We start from the raw sequence: 18,800 nt of genomic DNA, 5'->3' as shown, positions 1-18,800 counted from the left end.
ATTACTGCGCAGTCTTCACCGGGTAATCGGGCTTCTTGTCGTTACCGGCAATGTACGGGCTCCAGGGCTGGGCACGCACGGGTTTATCGGTCTGCCATACCACGCTGAACTGGCCGTTCTCTTCCACTTCACCAATCATGACGGGCTTATGCAGATGGTGGTTGGTCTGGTCCATGGTCAGGGTAAAGCCATCCGGCGCTTTAAAGGTCTGACCGGCCATTGCCGCCCGCACTTTGTCCGGGTCCGTCGTGCCCGCTTTTTCCACCGCCTGCGCCCACATATGGATGCCGACATAGGTCGCTTCCATCGGGTCGTTGGTCACCACGGTGGCGGCGTTCGGCAAGTTATGTGCTTTGGCGTAAGCGCGGTAATCGGCAACAAATTTCGCGTTGGTCGGATTATCGATCGACTCGAAATAGTTCCAGGCCGCTAACTGACCCACCAGCGGTTTGGTGTCGATGCCTCGAAGCTCCTCTTCGCCCACTGAGAAGGCGACCACCGGAATGTCAGTGGCTTTGATGCCCTGGTTAGCCAGTTCTTTGTAGAACGGCACATTGGAGTCGCCGTTGATGGTGGAGACCACCGCCGTTTTACCGCCTGCCGCGAATTTTTTAATGTTGGAGACAATGGTCTGATAGTCGCTGTAACCAAACGGCGTGTAGACCTCTTCGATATCTTTATCCGCCACGCCTTTGCTGTGCAGGAAGGCGCGCAGGATCTTGTTGGTGGTGCGCGGATAGACGTAGTCGGTGCCCAGCAGGAAGAAGCGTTTTGCACTGCCGCCATCTTCGCTCATCAGGTATTCCACTGCCGGAATCGCCTGCTGGTTAGGCGCAGCGCCGGTGTAGAAGACGTTAGGTGACATCTCTTCCCCTTCATACTGCACCGGATAGAAGAGCAGGCCGTTCAGCTCTTCAAACACCGGCAGCACCGATTTGCGTGATACCGAGGTCCAGCAGCCAAACACCACCGCCGCTTTATCCTGGGTCAGCAACTGCCGCGCTTTCTCGGCAAACAGCGGCCAGTTAGAGGCGGGATCGACCACTACCGGCTCCAGCTTTTTCCCCAGCACGCCCCCTTTGGCGTTGATCTCATCAATGGTCATCAGCGCCACATCTTTCAGCGGTGTTTCAGAGATCGCCATGGTGCCGGAGAGCGAATGCATGATCCCCACTTTGATGGTGTCAGCCGCCTGCGCACTCCAGGCGAAACCCATACTGACAACGGTAGCGGAGAGGGCGAAAGCCTTGATCAACGAACGTCTTTTCATCATTTAAACCCCTGAGTGGTTGTTATGTTATTCGGTGAGCTGGAGCCGGGCCTGCTGGAGGCGGTGCAGTGTGATCTTCCTGACCTCCGCCTTACTGACAGCGATGTGATCGGTCAGGATGCGTTGCGCCTCATCTGTCTGCTGCTCAAAAATCGCCTGTAAAATCTGAGCATGTTCCTGATAAGTCGCACAGATGCGGTCATCGCGGGTGAAGTCGAGCCGACGGATGATGCGGATCTTCTCGGTGAGTTCGGCGTGGATGCGCGCCATCTCCGGGTTACCCGCGGCTGCGACCAGCGCCATGTGAAACGCTTCGTCATGCTGCGACACCACCAGACCCTCGGTGAGCGCCTCCGCTTCACACCAGAACTGGTTGAGTTCGTGTAACAGCGCGGCAGACTGTGGCGCGGGCAGGGCGCAGAGGCGTTTTACCGCCTCGCACTCCAGCACGGTGCGCAGGTCATACAGCGATTCGAACCAGGCGAAATCGAAGTTTTTGATCTGCCAGCCGCTGCGGAACCAGACTTCGACAAAGCCTTCGCGCTCCAGCCGGAATAGCGCCTGGCGTACCGGCGTGCGGCTGACCGCCATCCGGCCGGCGATTTCGCTTTCGCTGAAGCGATCGCCCGGCATCAGGCGAAAGGCGAAAATATCGGCCTTCAGCGCCTGATAGACCCGTTCGGCCAGCGCTTCCGGGCGCGCTTTAGGGGATTGAGGTTGGGTTGTCATCGGCGCTCCTTATTCCAGCCACAGCAGGGTGTCGCCAGGGCTGACCGGGCGGCCCGCCTGGCAGGCGATCCGCGTCACCCGACCGGCCTGCGGCGCGACAATCGCCAGCTCCATCTTCATCGCCTCGACGATAATCAGCGTCTGTCCGGCGCTGACCTCGTCGCCCGGCTGCACCAGCACTTTCCAGATGTTGCCATTGAGGTCCGCCTGCACCGCCAGTCCGCCTTCGTCCGCTTCACTCACGCTGTCAGGCACCTCATCCGCCGCCGATGCGTTCTGTTCTTCCTGCGCCCATAACTGCACTTCCTGTTCAAAGGCGGTCGCCTGGCGCTGACGGAAGTCCGCAATCTCAGCGGCATGGTCGGCGAGGAATTGCTGGTGCGCAGCAAAATCAAACTGCGTCTCTTCGATGCGCAGGCTGGCGCGGCCTTCACGGAAATCTTCACGCAGCTGGTTGAGCTCGGTTTCACTTACCGGATAGAAGCGCACCTGATCGAAGAAGCGCAGCAGCCATGGCGCATCGGCTGTGAACTGCGGATTCTTCAGGAAAGTGTTCCAGATGGGCAGCGTGCGGCCTACCAGCTGATAGCCGCCGGGCGAATCCATGCCGTAGATGCACATGTACATGCCGCCAATGCCGACCGTGCCTTCGGCGGTAAAGGTACGCGCCGGACTGTATTTGGAACTCAGCAGGCGATGGCGCGGATCGATCGGCACGGCGCAGGGCGCGCCGAGGTAAACATCGCCCAGCCCCAGCACCAGATAGCTGGCGTTGAACAGGGTGTCGCGCACCTCATCGCGGCTGCTTAAGCCATTAATGCGCTGGATAAAGTCCACGTTGTTGGGCAGCCAGGGCGCACTGGCACGCACCGTCTCCTGATAGCGGCTGACCGCACCCAGCGTGGCGCTGTCTTCAAACGCCATCGGCATCCACACCACGCGCGACGGGACTTTCAGCGTGCTGACATCGCCCAGCGTCGCTTCCAGCGCCAGCAGCAGCGACATCAGGGCGGACTGTGAAATAATGCGGCTGTCGTAGCGTACCTGCAGTGAGCGCACGCCTGGCGATAGCTCCTCAACGCCTGGCTCCGCCTGCGCCGTCAGCGCATTCATCAGCAGGTGCACGCGCAGACGCAGCGCCAGATCCAGCACGTTGTCGCCATACTCAATCAACACATATTTGTCGCCGGCCTGACGATAGACCACTTTCGGCGTGCTGCCGGTGGCCTCGATGGCGGACAGAATCGTGGCGGAGCCGTGGGCGGTTTCAGCCAGCGACGGCACGGCAAAGGTCGGGGGATGATCCGGCCGCAGGGTATCGATCAGGTGCATCTGCGCTTTTTCCCGCGCCAGTGCATCGTCTGCGGTAATCGGGTGGAAGCGGATGGTGTCGCCCGGTTTGACCTGGCCCACTTTCCACAGCTCGGCTTTGGCGATGGTCACCGGACAGACGAAGCCGCCCAGGCTCGGGCCGTCGTGTGTCAGGATCACCGGGAAGTCGCCGGTGAAATTGACCGCGCCGATGGCATATTCACAGTCGTGAACGTTGGAGGGATGCAGTCCTGCTTCGCCACCGTTGGCGCGGGTCCAGGTCGGTTTCGGACCCACCAGCCGCACGCCGAGGCGGTTAGAGTTGTAGTGCACCTGCCAGTCGCTGGCAAAGAATTCGTCGATGGCGGCCTGGGTGAAGAAGTCCGGTGCGCCGTGCGGGCCATAAAGCACGCCGATGCGCCATTCGCTGCCGTAGTGGGGAATCAGCGTCGCATCAAGCGGCTGCGGGTCGCTGACCGGGGCCGGCGTAGTGCAGGCTGCCCGTTCAGGCCGGGAGATTGCCAGCATATCGGCTACCCGCAGGGTGCGTCCGGCGTGACCGCCAAACTGGCCCAGTGAAAAGGTGCTGCGGCTGCCCAGATATTCCGGCACGTCGAAGCCGTTGCGCACCGCCAGATAGCTGCGGCAGCCCTGTCGGGCGCGTCCCAGTGCCAGGGTCTGTCCCGCTTTCACCGCCAGCGGCTGCCAGGCGCTGACCGGTTCGCCATCAAGCCGGGCGTCGCAGTCCGCGCCGGTCAGCGCCAGAATGGCATCGCAATGGAAACGCAGCGTCGGCCCCTGCAGGGTAAATTCCAGGCCTGCTGCCGCCTTATGGTTACCCACGATGCGGTTTGCCAGACGGAACGCGAAATCATCCATCGGGCCGGAAGGCGGCACGCCGATATCCCAGTAGCCGAGGCGGCCGGGATAGTCCTGCACCGAACTGAAGGTGCCGGGTTGCAGCACTTCCACCACGGAGGCGGCAGGGACAACGCTGTCGAGATAGCGCGTCCAGACGTTGCCGCTGCGAAACGCGTCGCTGCGGGTGATCTGGCGCAGATAGTCGAGGTTGGTGGCGATGCCATGCAGCTGAGTCGCATCCAGCGCATGATGAAGTTTTTCCAGTGCCGCCTCGCGCGTGTCGGCATGCACAATCAGCTTGGCGATCATCGGGTCGTAGAAGCTGGAGACCTCGCTGCCGGTTTCGATGCCGCTGTCGACCCGCACGCCGTCAGGAAAGGTGACGCCGGTTAACAGGCCGGGGCTGGGCTGAAAGTTCTTCAGCGGATCTTCCGCGTAGAGCCGCACTTCAATCGCTGCACCCTGCGGCGCCTGCTGCAGACGTGACCAGTCCACTGCATCACCCGCCGCCACCTGCAACATGCACTCCACCAGATCGAGGCCGGTGACGCATTCGGTGACCGGATGCTCCACCTGCAGGCGGGTGTTCACTTCAAGAAAGTAAAAGGCCTGCTGGCTGACGTCGTAGATATACTCCACGGTGCCTGCGCTGCGGTAGTTGACCTGCTCGCCAAGCCGCACCGCCGAGGCGAGCAGGGCGTCACGCGTGGCCTGCGACAGGCCGGGCGCCGGTGTCTCTTCCACCACCTTCTGATTGCGGCGCTGCAGTGAGCAGTCGCGTTCGCCCAGCGCCACCACGTTGCCTTTGCCGTCTCCAAAAATCTGCACTTCAACGTGGCGGGCGCGATCGATACAGCGTTCCAGAAATACGCCTGCATCACTGAAAAACTGCTCACCAAGACGGCGCACGCTCTCCCACGCGCTGGCAAGCGCATCGGCGTCGGCGCAGCGCGTCAGACCAATGCCGCCGCCGCCCGCCGTGCTTTTCAGCATCACCGGATAGCCAATCTTATCAGCTGCCTGCATTGCCTCTTCCAGTGAAGCGAGCAGGGGTGTGCCAGGCGTCATCGGTACACCCGCACTGGCGGCCAGCTCACGGGCGCGGTGCTTCAGGCCGAACTCACCAATCTGCTGCGCGGTGGGGCCGACAAAGGCGATACCTGCCGCATCGCAGGCGTCGGCAAACGCCTGGCTTTCAGAAAGAAATCCGTAGCCGGGCCAGATCGCCTGCGCGCCGCTCTGCTGGGCTGCCGCCAGAATTTTGTCGATGCGCAGATAGCTGTCGCTGGCTTTCTCGCCGCCCAGGGCGATGGCGATATCCGCCTGCTTAACGTGCTGCGCATTACGATCAGCATCTGAATAGACCGCGACGCTTTTCACGCCGAGGCGCTTCAGGGTGCGGATGGCGCGACAGGCAATTTCGCCGCGGTTGGCAATCAGTACGGTAGTGAACATGATCAGTGACTCCCCTGTGATGCCAGCCAGTTGCGCCAGCCGCCCGTCTCAGTAATCTCCAGCGCACTCTTCAGCGCTGAGCCTTCGCAGATAAAGCCTTTAACAACGCGGCCATCGGCCAGCGTCAGGCTGCCGATACCCAGTGGGGCCGGAATCTCCGCCACAAACTCGCCGAAACGGGCCAGCGGGATATCCCACAGTTCCACGGTGATCGCCGCTCCCTGTTCGTCACGCATCAGGCCCGGTTTTTTGATTGCACCTTCCAGCAGGGCAAAGAGGCGGTAGTGTGGCGCGGTCTTCGTCTCTTCCACCCAGACGGCATTGCGTTCGGTGAGCTGGAAATTGAGCGGCATGCCGGTGAGATGTGCGCCCACTACCGCCAGCCGGACGTGGTCAGGTGAGACAGGTAAGGTTGTGGTTCGGGTCGGCCAGGGCTGACCGGTCGCGCCCAGCGGCAGGGCGAGCTGCTGCTGCCAGCGAAGGCCAAATTCCGCCAGCGCACGATCGTGCCAGGCGGGTGCAATCAGCGTGATGCCTGCCGGGAGATCGTCGTTGCGGAACGGTGCAGGCAGCGCCAGGGCAGAGAGGTCGGCGAGATTCGTGAAGTTGGTGTAGGTGCCGAACTGCGAGTTGAAGTAAATCGGCTCCTGTTTCATCTCCTCCAGGGTATGAATGGTGGGTGAGGTCGGCACCACCAGCGCGTCAAACTGTGCCAGCGTCTCCTGAATCTGGCGCGTCAGTTCGGCCCGCAGATACTCCGCCTTATAGGCGTCCACCGCGCTATATTTCAGGCCGCTGGTGACGATCTCATGCACTACCGGGTCCATCTCCGCCGGACGGTCTAGCATCTCTCCCACCGCCGCTGTGCGTTCGGCGACCCAGGGACCGTAGTAGAGCTGTTCAGCGAGCGTCCGGAACGGCGTGAAGTCGATGGGGTGCAGCGTCGCGCCGCCCGCCTGCAACGCGTCCAGTGCCTGATCCCAGGCCGCTTCGGCGGCAGCATCATCAAAAAACGCCGGGTGCGCCGGAATAGCGAAACGGGGATGACGCGGCAGGCTGGCTGGGGCGGTGCGCGGATTAATACGCGAATAGGCATCACCGGCATCGTAGCCACCCATGATACTGGCGACGCTAAACGCATCTTCTGCCGTCAGCGCAAATACCGAAATGGTGTCGTTAAGGCGACAGGCGGGCACCACACCGCGTGCAGAGAACCAGCCCTTGGTCGGCTTTAGTCCGACGATATTATTAAAGCCCGCCGGCACGCGGCCCGATCCTGCGGTATCGGTGCCCAGTGAAAAAGCGACCAGTCCGCGCGCCAGCACCGATGCCGAGCCAGAGCTGGAGCCACCGCTGACGTAATCAGCGTCAAAGGTATTACTGACCGCGCCATAGGGCGAGCGGGTGCCGACCAGGCCGGTTGCGAACTGATCGAGGTTGGTTTTACCGATGACGACTGCGCCAGCGGCTTTCAGCCGGGCGACGGCGACCGCATCTTCGCTGGCGGTATAGGTAAAAGCGGGGCAGGCGGCGCTGGTCGGCCAGCCTGCGACATCAATGTTATCTTTTACCGCAAAGGGCACACCAAATAGCGGCAGCGACGCGGGATCGCGTTCATAGTCTGCCAGCAGCGGTTCAATCTGTGCCGCTAACTGGTCAGGTGTTGCCAGATAGATCCAGGCATTATCGCGTGTGTCGAGCGCGGCCAGGTGCGCACTCAGCAGCGAACTAATCTGGTGTGGTGCCTGCTGAGTGCGCTGCTGCCAGGCGGGAAGTGTCAGGCCGAAGGTAGAAGTCATACGAAGAATTCCAGCTGGTATACAAGATGGAATTCCACACAGCAAAGCGTGTGCCAGTTTTTAAAGCAATGATTCAACAGTTTAAATCGCTGGGTAATAAGATTTACTGATGATAATTTGCACAATCACGGCGCGTACGCTGAGCGATGACGGTGCGTTAACTGTCTGTATGCGTAAATTTTGTGAAGAACATGGCAAGAGTGCGGTGGCCCGGTTAGCATGAAGACTGTCTGGCAACTTGCCGGCCCCAGCAACAGAGGAGATTTACGTGGTGAAGTGGCGTAACTGGATGATAGGGATCTGTTTGGTCGGTTCGGCCAGCAGCGCATGGGCCGATTCGCTTGATCAACAACGGCAACGTTATCAACAAATTAAACAGGCCTGGGACAGTAACCAGATGGCCACCGTGGATCAGCTGTTGCCTACGCTACAGGACTATCCGCTCTATCCTTATCTGCAATATCGCCTGCTGGCTCAGGATCTCGATCAGGAGACCGCCCTGGCCGTGCAGAACTTTATTCGCCAGTACCCGACATTGCCTCCCGCGCGTTCGCTCAGCACCCGTTTTATCAACGTGCTGGCTTACCGACAGGACTGGCAGGGCGTGCTGAACTTCAGCCCGACCGAACCCAAGCCGGTGCAGGCACGCTGCAACTGGTATTACGCCAAATGGGCCACCGGGCAGCAGCAGGCCGCGTTTGATGGCGCAAAGCAGATCTGGCTACGTGGCACGGCGCTGCCTGCGGATTGCGATAAGCTCTTCTCAGTCTGGCAGGCGTCCGGTCAGATTTCGCCGATTACTATCCTGGAACGTATCCGTCTGGCGATGAAAGCCGGTAATGACAGCCTGGTGAACTATCTGGCGAAGACGCTGCCAGCCGATTATCAGACCATGTCTGACGCGATACAGGCCCTGCAGCAGGACCCGTTAACCGTCAGCACCTTCGCCAGTGCCGTGGGGCCAACCGACTTTACCCGCCAGGCCACGATTTACGCCTTTACGCGTGTGGCGCGGCAGGACATGGAAAATGCCCGCAGCCTGATTCCGATTCTGGTGCGGGCACAGAAAATGGGGCCGGAAGATGAGCAGGCGCTGAAGGAGATTGTGGTCTGGCGCATGATGGGCAGCGATCTGACGTCTGAGCAGGCACGCTGGCGCGATGCGGTGGTGATGAACAGCGAGTCTACCGCGCTGGTGGAACGCCGGGTGCGACTGGCGCTCTCTCAGCATGACCGACGTGGCCTGAACACCTGGATTGCTCGTCTGCCGCTGGAAGCCAAAGAGAAAGATGAGTGGCAGTACTGGCAGGCCGATCTGCTGTTTGAGAAAGATCGTAAAGAGGAAGCGGAAGAGATCCTGCGCAAGCTGATGAAGGCGCGCGGCTTCTATCCGATGGTGGCAGCCCAGCGGCTGGGCGTAGACTATCCGTTGCAGATTGATGAAGCACCGAAGCCTGACAGCGCCACCCTCCAGGGACCGGAACTGGCCCGCGTTCGCGAGCTGATGTACTGGGGGCTGGATAATCTGGCCCGCAGCGAATGGAGCAATCTGATCGGCAGCCGGACGCATACGCAGCAGCAGATGCTGGCGCGCTACGCCAACGAGCAGGACTGGTGGGATCTCAGCGTGCAGGCGACCATCACCGCCAAAATGTGGGACAGCCTGAAAGAGCGTTTCCCGCTGGCGTGGCGGAGTGTCTATGAGCGAAATACCGAGGTGAAGCAGATCCCACCGAGCTATGCGATGGCGATTTCGCGTCAGGAGAGTGCCTGGAACCCGAAAGCGCGTTCGCCGGTTGGTGCCAGTGGTCTGATGCAGATTATGCCTGCGACGGCGGCGCACACCGTGAAGATGTACAACATTCCTGGCTACAGCAACACCAGTCAGCTGCTCGATCCGGAAACCAATATCCAGATTGGTACGCAGTATCTGGAGTATGTCTATCAGCAGTTCGACCAGAATCGGATTTTCGCCTCAGCGGCCTATAACGCCGGGCCGGGCCGGGTGCGAAGCTGGCTGAAAACCAGTGCGGGCAATCTCGACGCCGTGGCATTCATTGAGACCATTCCGTTCTCTGAAACGCGCGGCTACGTGAAGAGTGTGCTGGCGTATGACGCCTACTATCGTTACTTCATGGGCAAGCCTGACAAGATCCTGTCAGATGCTGAGTGGAATCGCCGTTACTAGCTGTGCTAAGCTTCCGTACTCTTTAGTGAGTACGGAAGCCTCTTCATGACCCATTCTGATTCCCTCTCTACCGATGCGCATCCGGCAGAAGATAGCTGGCAGCGCTTTGTCGTGCTGATGCAGCAGGCCTTTGCTGATGGCCATGCACTGCCCCTGATGCAACTGATGATGACGCCCGATGAGCGGGAAGCGTTCGGCACCCGTCTGCGGATTATCGAAGAGTTAATGAATGGCGAGATGAGCCAGCGTGAGCTGAAAAATGAGCTCGGCGTTGGCATTGCGACGATTACCCGTGGGTCTAATAGCCTGAAAGAGGCGCCGCCCGAGCTGAAACGCTGGCTGGAAGCGCGTCTGGGACGCGCCTGATTACTGCTGATAGAGCGGATGAACGAACGGGCAGAGCGCCAGAATCAGTGCCTGATGATAGACACTGGATCGGCTGAGCAGGCCGTTCGTAAACGCCCCGATTGCGCCACCCTTGTGTTTGATATTGTCGATGCCGGTTAACCGCGCCATCTCTTCGCCGAGTTCACGGCCTTCACGCAGACCCGCCAGCACCACCGGTGGCAGGGTGAAACTGGCCGAGCGCGACTCGCCACGCTGCTTCTGATTTTCCACCACCATCCAGGCAAATGCGCTGTCATCTTCTATGCCCGCCTCAATAGCGACCCAGAACGCCGCTTCAGGTCGGACCTGCCGGGCATTCATCACGCGCTGACGTGCGCCAGTTCGCGTTTCGAGATGGGTTAACGGTTGTGCAGCAACGCCGCTATCGACCTCGACCCCTTCAATATGGCAGGATCCTTCGCCGAAAACGTCGCTGAAAGCCTGAGCAATCGCGTGAATCTTCGCTGGGTTGGTTGTGGCTGCGACAACATGGTACATAATTGATTAAACCCTCAGATGATTAAGAGCCTGACCCATCCGGCTGTTTCAGTGGTCATTCTGAACACGGGCTGTGCTGACAACCCTCACGTACTGCGTGTACGCCGGATTGTTCCGCGCTGTCTGTGTCTGGAATGCCTGCAACAATGATGTCTGATGGGACAGGGTCTAAAGCGATTTTTGTCGCAGTATAACGGAAACTAACATGCTACAGGTCTATCTTGTTCGTCACGGTGAAACGGTATGGAATGCGGAACGCCGTATTCAGGGTCAGTCCGACAGTCCGCTGACGGAAAAAGGTGAGCAACAAGCCTGGCAGGTGGGTGAGCGCGTGAAGCATTTGGGCATCACGCACATTATTGCCAGCGATCTGGGGCGCACGCGTCGCACCGCCGAGATTATCGCAGATGCCTGCGGTTGCTCAGTGACGCTTGATGCGCGCTTGCGTGAACTGAATATGGGTGTGCTGGAGAAGCGTCCGCTGGACGGCTTAACGGCGGAAGAAGAGCAGTGGCGCGCTGCACTGGTCAACGGGACCGAAGGTGGCCGTATCCCTGAAGGGGAGTCGATGACGGAGATGGCGACGCGCATGCACGCCGCGCTGAATGCCTGTCTCGATCTGCCTGCCGGAAGCCGTCCGCTGCTGGTCAGTCATGGTATGGCGCTCGGGTCGCTGGTCAGTACAATTCTGGGTCTTCCCGCCTATGCGGAACGTCGCCTGCGCCTGCGTAACTGCTCTATTTCACGTGTGGATTATCAGCAGAGCGCCTGGCTGGCAGAAGGCTGGATTGTAGAGACGGCGGGGGATATTTCCCATCTGGATGCGCCTGCGCTCGACGAGCTGCAACGCTGATGGCTTAAGGCTGCCGTCACGATGACGACAGCCTTAAACTTAGCTGGCTTCAGCCTGCTGGCGGCGAATCGGAATCAGATATTCGCAACGGATCTCAGTCGGTGGCTCCGAGCGTTTTTTACCGCCATGGGTATAAAAGCGTTCGATATCCTGTCCTTCACGGCGGGTCAGCCCCAGTGTTGGCATGCAGGTACCGTAGAGCAGCAGGATAAATTCCTGCAAATTGACACGCGGACCGTTAAAGGTGAACTGCACATAGTCGCCACCTTCCAGAATAACCTTCTGACCAGAATGCAGGTTCACCGCGCTGTCAGCAGGCACCGCAGTGGTATAAAGAATCTCCTGCTCGTCATCTTTGTCCTGGCTGGCACGCACCTGATGCAGGCCATACAGTACCGGCGGAATCGTGTCTGTTTCCAGCAGGAACTGCTTCCAGAAGTGCATTCGCATTTCATCGCGGTAGCTGGAAATCTGCTCCAGAATACAGGTGTAGTTCTGGGTTTGCCCCACCAGCACCGTTTCCGGCAGGCTGACGAAAGCCGGTTCCGGCTGCGTCTCATCATCCAGGCGAATCGGGGGACGAATACCGAATGAATTCCATTCAGAAGAGCGACGATACCAGGCCGGTGTCTGCGCAAACTGTTTTTTGAATGCACGCGTAAAAGTCTGTTGTGAATCAAAACGATACTGCAGTGCGATGTCCAGGATCGGGCGACTGGTCAGGCGCAGCGCCACGGCGGCTTTAGACAAACGACGGGCACGGATGTAGGCGCCGATTGCGTGCCCGGTCACGTCTTTGAACATCCTTTGCAGATGCCACTTAGAGTAACCCGCTTTCTGGGCAACATTATCCAGTGAAAGGGGTTGATCCAGATGGCTCTCCAGCCAGACAAGCAAATCGCGAATGATACCGGCTTGGTCCATAAAACATCCTCATACTCTGGTGGTGCAGCTAAACGCATTCGAAGAATATTAGCACTCATTGCTCAAAAGACGTGGGCCGTTTCTCGGGGAAGGTTGTGCTAAATCAGTACGGGCTAAAACCCGTTTTGGTTTGGTCATTGTATCGATTAACAGTACATTACATTCTCATCTATTCCATTTGCAATGGTAACTCCATGACAATATCCCGACTTATGATCGCTGCGCTGACTACGCTGACCTTTTCCAGCCCGCTTTTTGCCGAACAGATTGGCTCTGTTGATACGGTCTTCAAGATATTCGGGCCCGACCACAAGATTATTGTTGAAGCGTTCGATGACCCGGACGTTAAAAATGTAACCTGCTATATCAGCCGGGCAAAAACCGGGGGAATCAAAGGCGGATTGGGGCTGGCAGAGGATACCTCTGATGCCGCCATTTCCTGTCAGCAGGTCGGTCCGGTTGAAGTGAGTGATAAAATTGCACAGGGCAAAGCGGAGGGGGAAGTGGTATTTCGCCAGCGCACCTCTTTAATCTTCAAAAAGCTGCAGGTTGTCCGCTTCTACGACAAAAAGCGCAATGCGCTGGTTTATCTGACCTATTCCGATAAAGTGGTTGATGGCTCGCCGAAAAATGCGCTCAGCGCCGTGCCGATTATGCCGTGGCACTGATAATGTTGTGGCACTCACAATGCCGTGGTACTGAACATAAAAAAACGCCCAAAGAGGCGTTTTTTTATTTGCTTCATCAGACAACCACTTATTCGTGCAGGTCGCCGCAGAAGCGATAACCTTCACCATGAATGGTGGCGATGATCTCTGGCGTATCCGGCGTGGATTCGAAATGCTTACGAATGCGACGAATGGTGACATCGACGGTGCGATCGTGCGGCTTGAGGTCGCGGCCGGTCATTTTCTTCAGCAGATCGGCACGGGTCTGAATTTTGCCCGGATTTTCGCAGAAGTGCAGCATGGCACGAAACTCACTGCGTGGCAGTTTATACTGCTCGCCGTTTGGGTTGATCAGAGAGCGGCTGTTAATATCCAGCTCCCAGCCATTGAATTTATAGCTTTCTACCTGACGGCGTTCTTCTCCTGGCATAGCCAGATTCATGGTGCGCGACAGCAGGTTACGGGCACGAATAGTCAGCTCGCGTGGGTTAAACGGTTTGGTGATGTAGTCATCAGCGCCAATTTCCAGACCGAGAATTTTATCGACTTCGTTGTCACGGCCGGTCAGAAACATCAGGGCGACATTAGCCTGCTCACGCAGTTCACGGGCCAGCAACAGACCGTTTTTGCCAGGCAGGTTGATGTCCATGATGACCAGGTTAACGTCATTGTCGGTCAGCACCTGATGCATTTCAGCACCATCCGTCGCCTCATACACCACATAACCTTCCGCCTCAAAAATACTCTTGAGGGTATTACGCGTGACCAGTTCGTCTTCAACGATAAGAATGTGCGGGGTCTGCATGTTTAGCTACCTAAAATTTGCCAACAAATTGAAAACAGGGCGTACAGCGGTATGGCGTTCTCCATCATCGAGAGCGGCGGGCCGCGCAGAACCGTTGTACGAAATCATATTTTGATAAGCCATCTATCAACGTCAACAACAGTATTAGCTCAGCCAGTCAGGATGAAAATTGCATGCCCCGGGCGTTAATGATAATGGCGCATATCCTAACTGTATTAACAGCAACCTAACAGCACCAACTACAACCGATAAGCATAAAAACAACGCTTCGTTGACTTATATCAAATGCAATTGTAGCACGTTAACACTTTTGTGAAAAACTTCTCGCAGAATGCCTGTTTAGCTCACAAAAAGCATCATTTTAGTTACATTTTTAACTCACACAGGCCAGAATTGAATTAGCGAGAAATTTAATTTTATCTTATTGAATTTAAATGGATAAATAACGTTTTTTTTAATAAAACGCATTCTGTCCATAAAAAGGTTCAGGCCATCGTTTTTAACCAGTTTTAACATCATTAATCCACAATTTTCTTATTACCTTCTGGCACCTGAATCTTCAAGAGCCATGTTAATATGACGTTATATTAATGGACCAATGGAATAAATATGCTTTTCCCACTGATTCTCGTCTCGCCTGCGCGGCCAGAAAACATCGGCGCTGCGGCGCGTGCTATGAAAACCATGGGGTTCAGCCAGCTGCGCATCGTTGCCAGCGACGCCTGGCAGGATCCTGCTGCACGGCGTGTGGCACATGGAGCTGGCGACATTCTTGATAATGTTCAGACCTTTGCCACCCTGGCAGACGCGTTAGCGGACATCGATTTTTCTGTCGCAACGACTGCCCGTAGCCGGGCAAAGTTTCGTTACTACGCCACACCAGAGCAGGTTAAAACGCAACTGCTGGAGAAGCGTCAGTGGGTCAACAGTATGGCGCTGGTATTTGGCCGCGAAGACAGTGGGCTGACTAACGAGGAGCTGGAACAGGTCGACCTTCTGACGGGTATTCCGATGGCGAATGACTATCCTTCACTGAATCTCGGTCAGGCGGTGATGGTCTATTGCTATCAACTCTCGACGCTGAATCAGGTTGAGGCGCCTGTGGCGGCTGCCGCCGATGGTCAGCAGTTACAGGCGCTGCGCCAGCGATTCCATCAGCTGCTGGCGCAACTGGAGGTCAGTGATGATGAGAAGCTGTCAGACTGGATCGATCAGCGGGTAGGTCTGCTGGAACAGCGCGACAGTGCGATGCTGCACCGTCTGCTGCACGATATCGAAAAAAAACTCACAGATAAATCCTCGGCAAAAAGCTGATTTTATAGCAACAGATCGCAGAGGATTTCAGCATGGCAAACGATCGCATAGCGTTTTACGGTTTCAGCGGTGGCTGTGCGCAGTGGTTGAAATCTGTCCACCGGACAAATCGGGTTGACTTAACGTGCGCTTTGCTTTACTTCTGGACGCAAGACGGACAGACAAAAACAGACAGACAATAAATCTAAATGCGTAAAATCAGCCTGAACACCACAATTATTACCACCACCATTACCACAGGTAACGGTGCGGGCTGACGCATACAGGAAAAACAGAAAAAAAGCCCGCACCTAACCAGTGCGGGCTTTTTTTTCGGCTTAAATTCAGGAGAGTTTATATCATGCGAGTGCTGAAATTCGGCGGGACCTCGGTAGCGAATGCGGAACGTTTTCTTCGCGTCGCTGACATTCTGGAAAGTAATGCGCAACAAGGACAGGTTGCAACCGTGCTCTCTGCGCCAGCAAAGATCACTAACCATCTGGTGGCGATGATTGAAAAAACCATCAGTGGTCAGGACGCTCTGCCGAATATCAGCGACGCTGAACGCATTTTCAGCGAGCTGCTGCAGGGACTGGCTGATGCACAGCCGGGCTTTGAGTTTGATCGACTCAAGACCCGCGTTGACCTTGAGTTTGCGCAGTTAAAACAGGTTCTGCACGGTATCAGCCTGCTGGGACAGTGTCCGGACAGCGTGAACGCGGCGATTATCTGTCGAGGAGAAAAACTCTCGATTGCGATCATGGAAGCGCTGCTGCAGGCACGCGGCCATGAGGTCAGCGTGATCGACCCGGTGGAGAAATTGCTGGCAATGGGCCACTACCTGGAATCCACAGTTGATATTGCCGAATCGACCCGCCGCATCGAAGCCAGTCAAATTCCACCACAAAACATGATTCTGATGGCGGGTTTTACGGCCGGTAATGAGCGTGGTGAGCTGGTGGTGCTGGGCCGCAACGGGTCAGACTATTCAGCCGCTGTGCTGGCCGCCTGTCTGCGCGCCGACTGCTGTGAAATCTGGACCGATGTGGATGGCGTCTATACCTGCGATCCGCGTCAGGTGCCGGATGCGCGTCTGCTGAAGTCGATGTCCTATCAGGAGGCGATGGAGCTCTCCTACTTCGGTGCCAAAGTGCTGCATCCCCGCACCATCGCGCCGATTGCCCAGTTCCAGATCCCTTGCCTGATCAAAAATACCGCCAATCCTCAGGCACCCGGCACCCTGATTGGTGCTGAAGGCGAGCCGGATGAAAGCCCGGTAAAAGGCATCACTAACCTGAATAATATGGCGATGGTGAACGTCTCCGGTCCCGGCATGAAAGGGATGGTCGGAATGGCGGCCAGAGTCTTTGCGGCAATGTCGCGTACCGGCATCTCAGTCGTGCTGATCACCCAATCCTCTTCCGAATACAGCATCAGTTTCTGCGTGCCGCAGAGCGAGCTGGCGCGGGCGCGTCATGTGCTGGAAGAAGAGTTCTATCTGGAGTTGAAAGATGGCCTGCTTGATCCGCTGGATATCATTGAAAATCTGGCGGTGATCTCGGTAGTGGGTGATGGCATGCGCACTCTGCGCGGCATCTCAGCAAAATTCTTCTCGGCACTGGCACGCGCCAACATCAATATCGTGGCGATTGCGCAGGGCTCCTCTGAGCGTTCTATCTCGGTCGTGGTGAATAATGACGAAGTGATCACCGGCGTGCGCGTGGTGCATCAGATGCTGTTCGCCACCGATCAGGTAATCGAAGTGTTTGTGGTGGGTGTCGGCGGGGTCGGTGGTGCGTTGCTGGATCAGTTGCATCGCCAGCAGGCGTGGCTGAAGAAAAAGCATATCGACCTGCGTGTGTGCGGTATCGCTAACTCGCAGGCGCTGTTAACCCACGTTCACGGCATTGATTTAAGCAACTGGCAGTCGGCATTAGCCGAAGCCAAAGAGCCGTTTAATCTGGGCCGCCTGACCCGCCTGGTAAAAGAGTACCATCTGCTCAATCCGGTGATTGTGGATTGCACCTCCAGCCAGGCCGTTGCCGATCAGTATGCTGACTTCCTCAGCGAAGGCTTCCATGTGGTGACGCCGAACAAAAAGGCCAATACGTCATCCTGGAATTACTATCAGCAGATGCGTGCCGCCGCCGCCAAATCGCGTCGTAAATTCCTTTACGATACCAACGTCGGTGCCGGACTGCCGGTGATCGAAAACCTGCAGAACCTGATGAACGCGGGTGATGAACTGCTGCGTTTCTCCGGCATCCTCTCTGGCTCACTGTCGTTTATCTTCGGCAAGCTGGATGAAGGGGTTTCGCTGTCGCAGGCGACAAGCATGGCGCGTGAGATGGGCTTCACCGAGCCCGATCCGCGTGACGATCTGGCTGGCACCGATGTGGCGCGTAAGCTGCTGATCCTGGCGCGTGAAGCGGGTCATCAGCTTGAGATGAGTGATATTGAGATCGAGCCGCTGCTGCCCGCCAGTCTGACCGAAATCCAGGATGTTGAGCAGTTTATGCAGCGTCTGCCCGAGCTGGATAACGCCTTTGCCGATCGCGTTGCACAAGCGCAGAATGAGGGCAAAGTCCTGCGCTACGTGGGCGTGATCGAAGAGGGTGGCGTCTGTAAAGTGAAGATCGACGCCGTTGACGGCAACGATCCGCTCTATAAAGTGAAAAACGGCGAGAACGCCCTGGCGTTTTACAGCCGTTACTATCAACCGATTCCGCTGGTGCTGCGTGGATACGGTGCAGGAAATGATGTCACAGCGGCCGGCGTCTTTGCCGATCTGCTGCGTACGCTGTCATGGAAGTTGGGAGTTTAATCATGGTAAAAATTTACGCACCGGCCTCAATTGGTAACGTCAGCGTCGGCTTCGATGTGCTGGGCGCGGCGGTGTCACCGGTCGATGGCTCCCTGCTGGGTGACTGTGTCTCTGTGGAAGCAGCTGAGCAGTTTTCTCTGACCAACGCCGGACGTTTTGTCAGCAAGCTGCCCGCCGATCCCAAAGAGAATATTGTTTATCAGTGCTGGCAGCTTTTCTGCGAGACGGTGGGCAAAGCAATCCCGGTGGCGATGACCCTGGAGAAGAATATGCCCATCGGCTCCGGTCTGGGTTCCAGCGCCTGCTCGGTGGTGGCCGGATTAATGGCGATGAACGAATTCTGCGGCAAGCCACTCAGCGACAGCACATTGCTGACGCTGATGGGCGAGCTGGAAGGGCGGATCTCCGGCAGCGTGCATTATGATAATGTCGCTCCCTGCTTCCTCGGTGGCATTCAGCTGATGCTGCAGGAAAATGAGATCATCAGCCAGTCGGTGCCGGGCTTTGACGACTGGCTGTGGGTGATGGCCTATCCAGGCATCAAAGTTTCAACCGCAGAAGCGCGCGCTATTTTACCGGCGCAGTACCGCAAAGAGGACTGTATCAAACATGGCCGTTTGCTGGCTGGCTTCATTCACGCCTGTCATACGCGTCAGCCGCAGCTGGCAGCTAAACTGATGCAGGATGTGATTGCAGAACCTTACCGGACCCGACTGCTGCCTGGCTTCGCCGAGGCGCGACAGGCCGCGAAAGATATTGGCGCACTGGCGTGCGGTATCTCAGGCTCTGGTCCGACACTTTTCGCCGTTTGCAATCAGATGGAAACGGCACAGCGGATGGCTGACTGGCTGAGCCAGCACTATCTGCAGAATGATGAAGGCTTCGTCCATATCTGCCGTCTCGACACGGCTGGCGCACGACAATTGGGATAACGC

15 protein-coding genes and 1 other annotated feature are annotated in these 18,800 nt (G+C 57.2%); of the genes, 8 read left to right on the top strand and 7 right to left on the bottom strand.

Going from position 1 to position 18,800, the window contains the following annotated elements; translation table 11 throughout:
• Position 1: 1 nt before the first annotated feature.
• The 4 genes from urtA to atzF are packed head-to-tail and all read right to left on the bottom strand — an operon-like array spanning position 2 to position 7,425.
• On the bottom strand, positions 2–1,270 hold the full coding sequence (urtA, locus tag P2R09_RS17815) for an urea ABC transporter substrate-binding protein (protein WP_033763257.1): 1,269 nt from the start codon (positions 1,268–1,270) through the stop codon (positions 2–4).
• Positions 1,271–1,297: 27 nt separating this feature from the next.
• On the bottom strand, positions 1,298–1,999 hold the full coding sequence (locus P2R09_RS17810) for a GntR family transcriptional regulator (RefSeq protein WP_275771686.1): 702 nt from the start codon (positions 1,997–1,999) through the stop codon (positions 1,298–1,300).
• A 9-nt stretch (positions 2,000–2,008) separates the two neighbouring features.
• On the bottom strand, positions 2,009–5,626 hold the full coding sequence (uca, locus tag P2R09_RS17805; protein WP_275771684.1) for an urea carboxylase: 3,618 nt from the start codon (positions 5,624–5,626) through the stop codon (positions 2,009–2,011).
• Positions 5,627–5,628: 2 nt separating this feature from the next.
• Positions 5,629–7,425, bottom strand: coding sequence for an allophanate hydrolase (gene atzF, locus P2R09_RS17800; RefSeq protein ID WP_275771682.1), 1,797 nt, complete (start codon positions 7,423–7,425; stop codon positions 5,629–5,631).
• 268 nt (positions 7,426–7,693) lie between these two features.
• On the opposite strand from atzF, the gene sltY reads away from it, so the two are divergent.
• Both sltY and trpR read left to right on the top strand, forming a co-directional pair.
• On the top strand, positions 7,694–9,613 hold the full coding sequence (gene sltY / locus P2R09_RS17795) for a murein transglycosylase (RefSeq protein WP_275771680.1): 1,920 nt from the start codon (positions 7,694–7,696) through the stop codon (positions 9,611–9,613).
• Positions 9,614–9,658: 45 nt separating this feature from the next.
• The gene (gene trpR, locus P2R09_RS17790; protein WP_003854864.1) at positions 9,659–9,979 is read left to right on the top strand and encodes a trp operon repressor; all 321 of its coding nucleotides are present in this window, start codon (positions 9,659–9,661) and stop codon (positions 9,977–9,979) included.
• Here the strand turns inward: trpR and yjjX are convergent, their stop codons facing one another.
• Complete coding sequence (gene yjjX / locus P2R09_RS17785) at positions 9,980–10,498, bottom strand: inosine/xanthosine triphosphatase (protein WP_008925545.1); 519 nt, start codon at positions 10,496–10,498, stop codon at positions 9,980–9,982.
• A gap of 205 nt (positions 10,499–10,703) precedes the next feature.
• Here yjjX and gpmB point away from each other — a divergent pair, with 205 nt between their 5' ends.
• A complete protein-coding gene (gpmB, locus tag P2R09_RS17780) occupies positions 10,704–11,351 on the top strand; it encodes a 2,3-diphosphoglycerate-dependent phosphoglycerate mutase GpmB (RefSeq protein WP_090964157.1) in 648 nt (215 codons plus the stop codon).
• 39 nt (positions 11,352–11,390) lie between these two features.
• Here the strand turns inward: gpmB and robA are convergent, their stop codons facing one another.
• Positions 11,391–12,275, bottom strand: coding sequence for an MDR efflux pump AcrAB transcriptional activator RobA (robA, locus tag P2R09_RS17775; protein ID WP_003854854.1), 885 nt, complete (start codon positions 12,273–12,275; stop codon positions 11,391–11,393).
• A 194-nt stretch (positions 12,276–12,469) separates the two neighbouring features.
• Here robA and creA point away from each other — a divergent pair, with 194 nt between their 5' ends.
• On the top strand, positions 12,470–12,943 hold the full coding sequence (gene creA, locus P2R09_RS17770; protein ID WP_033743110.1) for a protein CreA: 474 nt from the start codon (positions 12,470–12,472) through the stop codon (positions 12,941–12,943).
• Positions 12,944–13,031: 88 nt separating this feature from the next.
• Here the strand turns inward: creA and arcA are convergent, their stop codons facing one another.
• Positions 13,032–13,748, bottom strand: a complete 717-nt coding sequence (gene arcA / locus P2R09_RS17765; RefSeq protein ID WP_003854852.1) for a two-component system response regulator ArcA — start codon at positions 13,746–13,748, stop codon at positions 13,032–13,034.
• Between the two features lie 609 nt (positions 13,749–14,357).
• Between arcA and P2R09_RS17760 the strand changes: the two genes are divergently transcribed.
• The 4 genes from P2R09_RS17760 (at position 14,358) to thrB (ending at position 18,797) form a co-directional block, all read left to right on the top strand.
• The gene (locus P2R09_RS17760; protein WP_275771674.1) at positions 14,358–15,062 is read left to right on the top strand and encodes a tRNA/rRNA methyltransferase; all 705 of its coding nucleotides are present in this window, start codon (positions 14,358–14,360) and stop codon (positions 15,060–15,062) included.
• Between the two features lie 188 nt (positions 15,063–15,250).
• On the top strand, positions 15,251–15,319 hold the full coding sequence (thrL, locus tag P2R09_RS17755; protein WP_071591720.1) for a thr operon leader peptide: 69 nt from the start codon (positions 15,251–15,253) through the stop codon (positions 15,317–15,319).
• Positions 15,258–15,376: a sequence feature (Thr leader region), on the top strand. (Overlaps the previous gene by 62 nt.)
• A gap of 26 nt (positions 15,377–15,402) precedes the next feature.
• On the top strand, positions 15,403–17,865 hold the full coding sequence (thrA, locus tag P2R09_RS17750; RefSeq protein ID WP_275771672.1) for a bifunctional aspartate kinase/homoserine dehydrogenase I: 2,463 nt from the start codon (positions 15,403–15,405) through the stop codon (positions 17,863–17,865).
• A gap of 2 nt (positions 17,866–17,867) precedes the next feature.
• Positions 17,868–18,797, top strand: coding sequence for a homoserine kinase (gene thrB / locus P2R09_RS17745; RefSeq protein WP_275771670.1), 930 nt, complete (start codon positions 17,868–17,870; stop codon positions 18,795–18,797).
• The last annotated feature ends 3 nt before the right edge of the window (positions 18,798–18,800 follow it).

Origin of the sequence: Pantoea sp. Cr_R13, from assembly GCF_029222565.1 — a bacterium.
Lineage (GTDB): Bacteria > Pseudomonadota > Gammaproteobacteria > Enterobacterales > Enterobacteriaceae > Pantoea > Pantoea eucalypti.
This window is presented reverse-complemented; position numbering and strand designations above follow the sequence as displayed.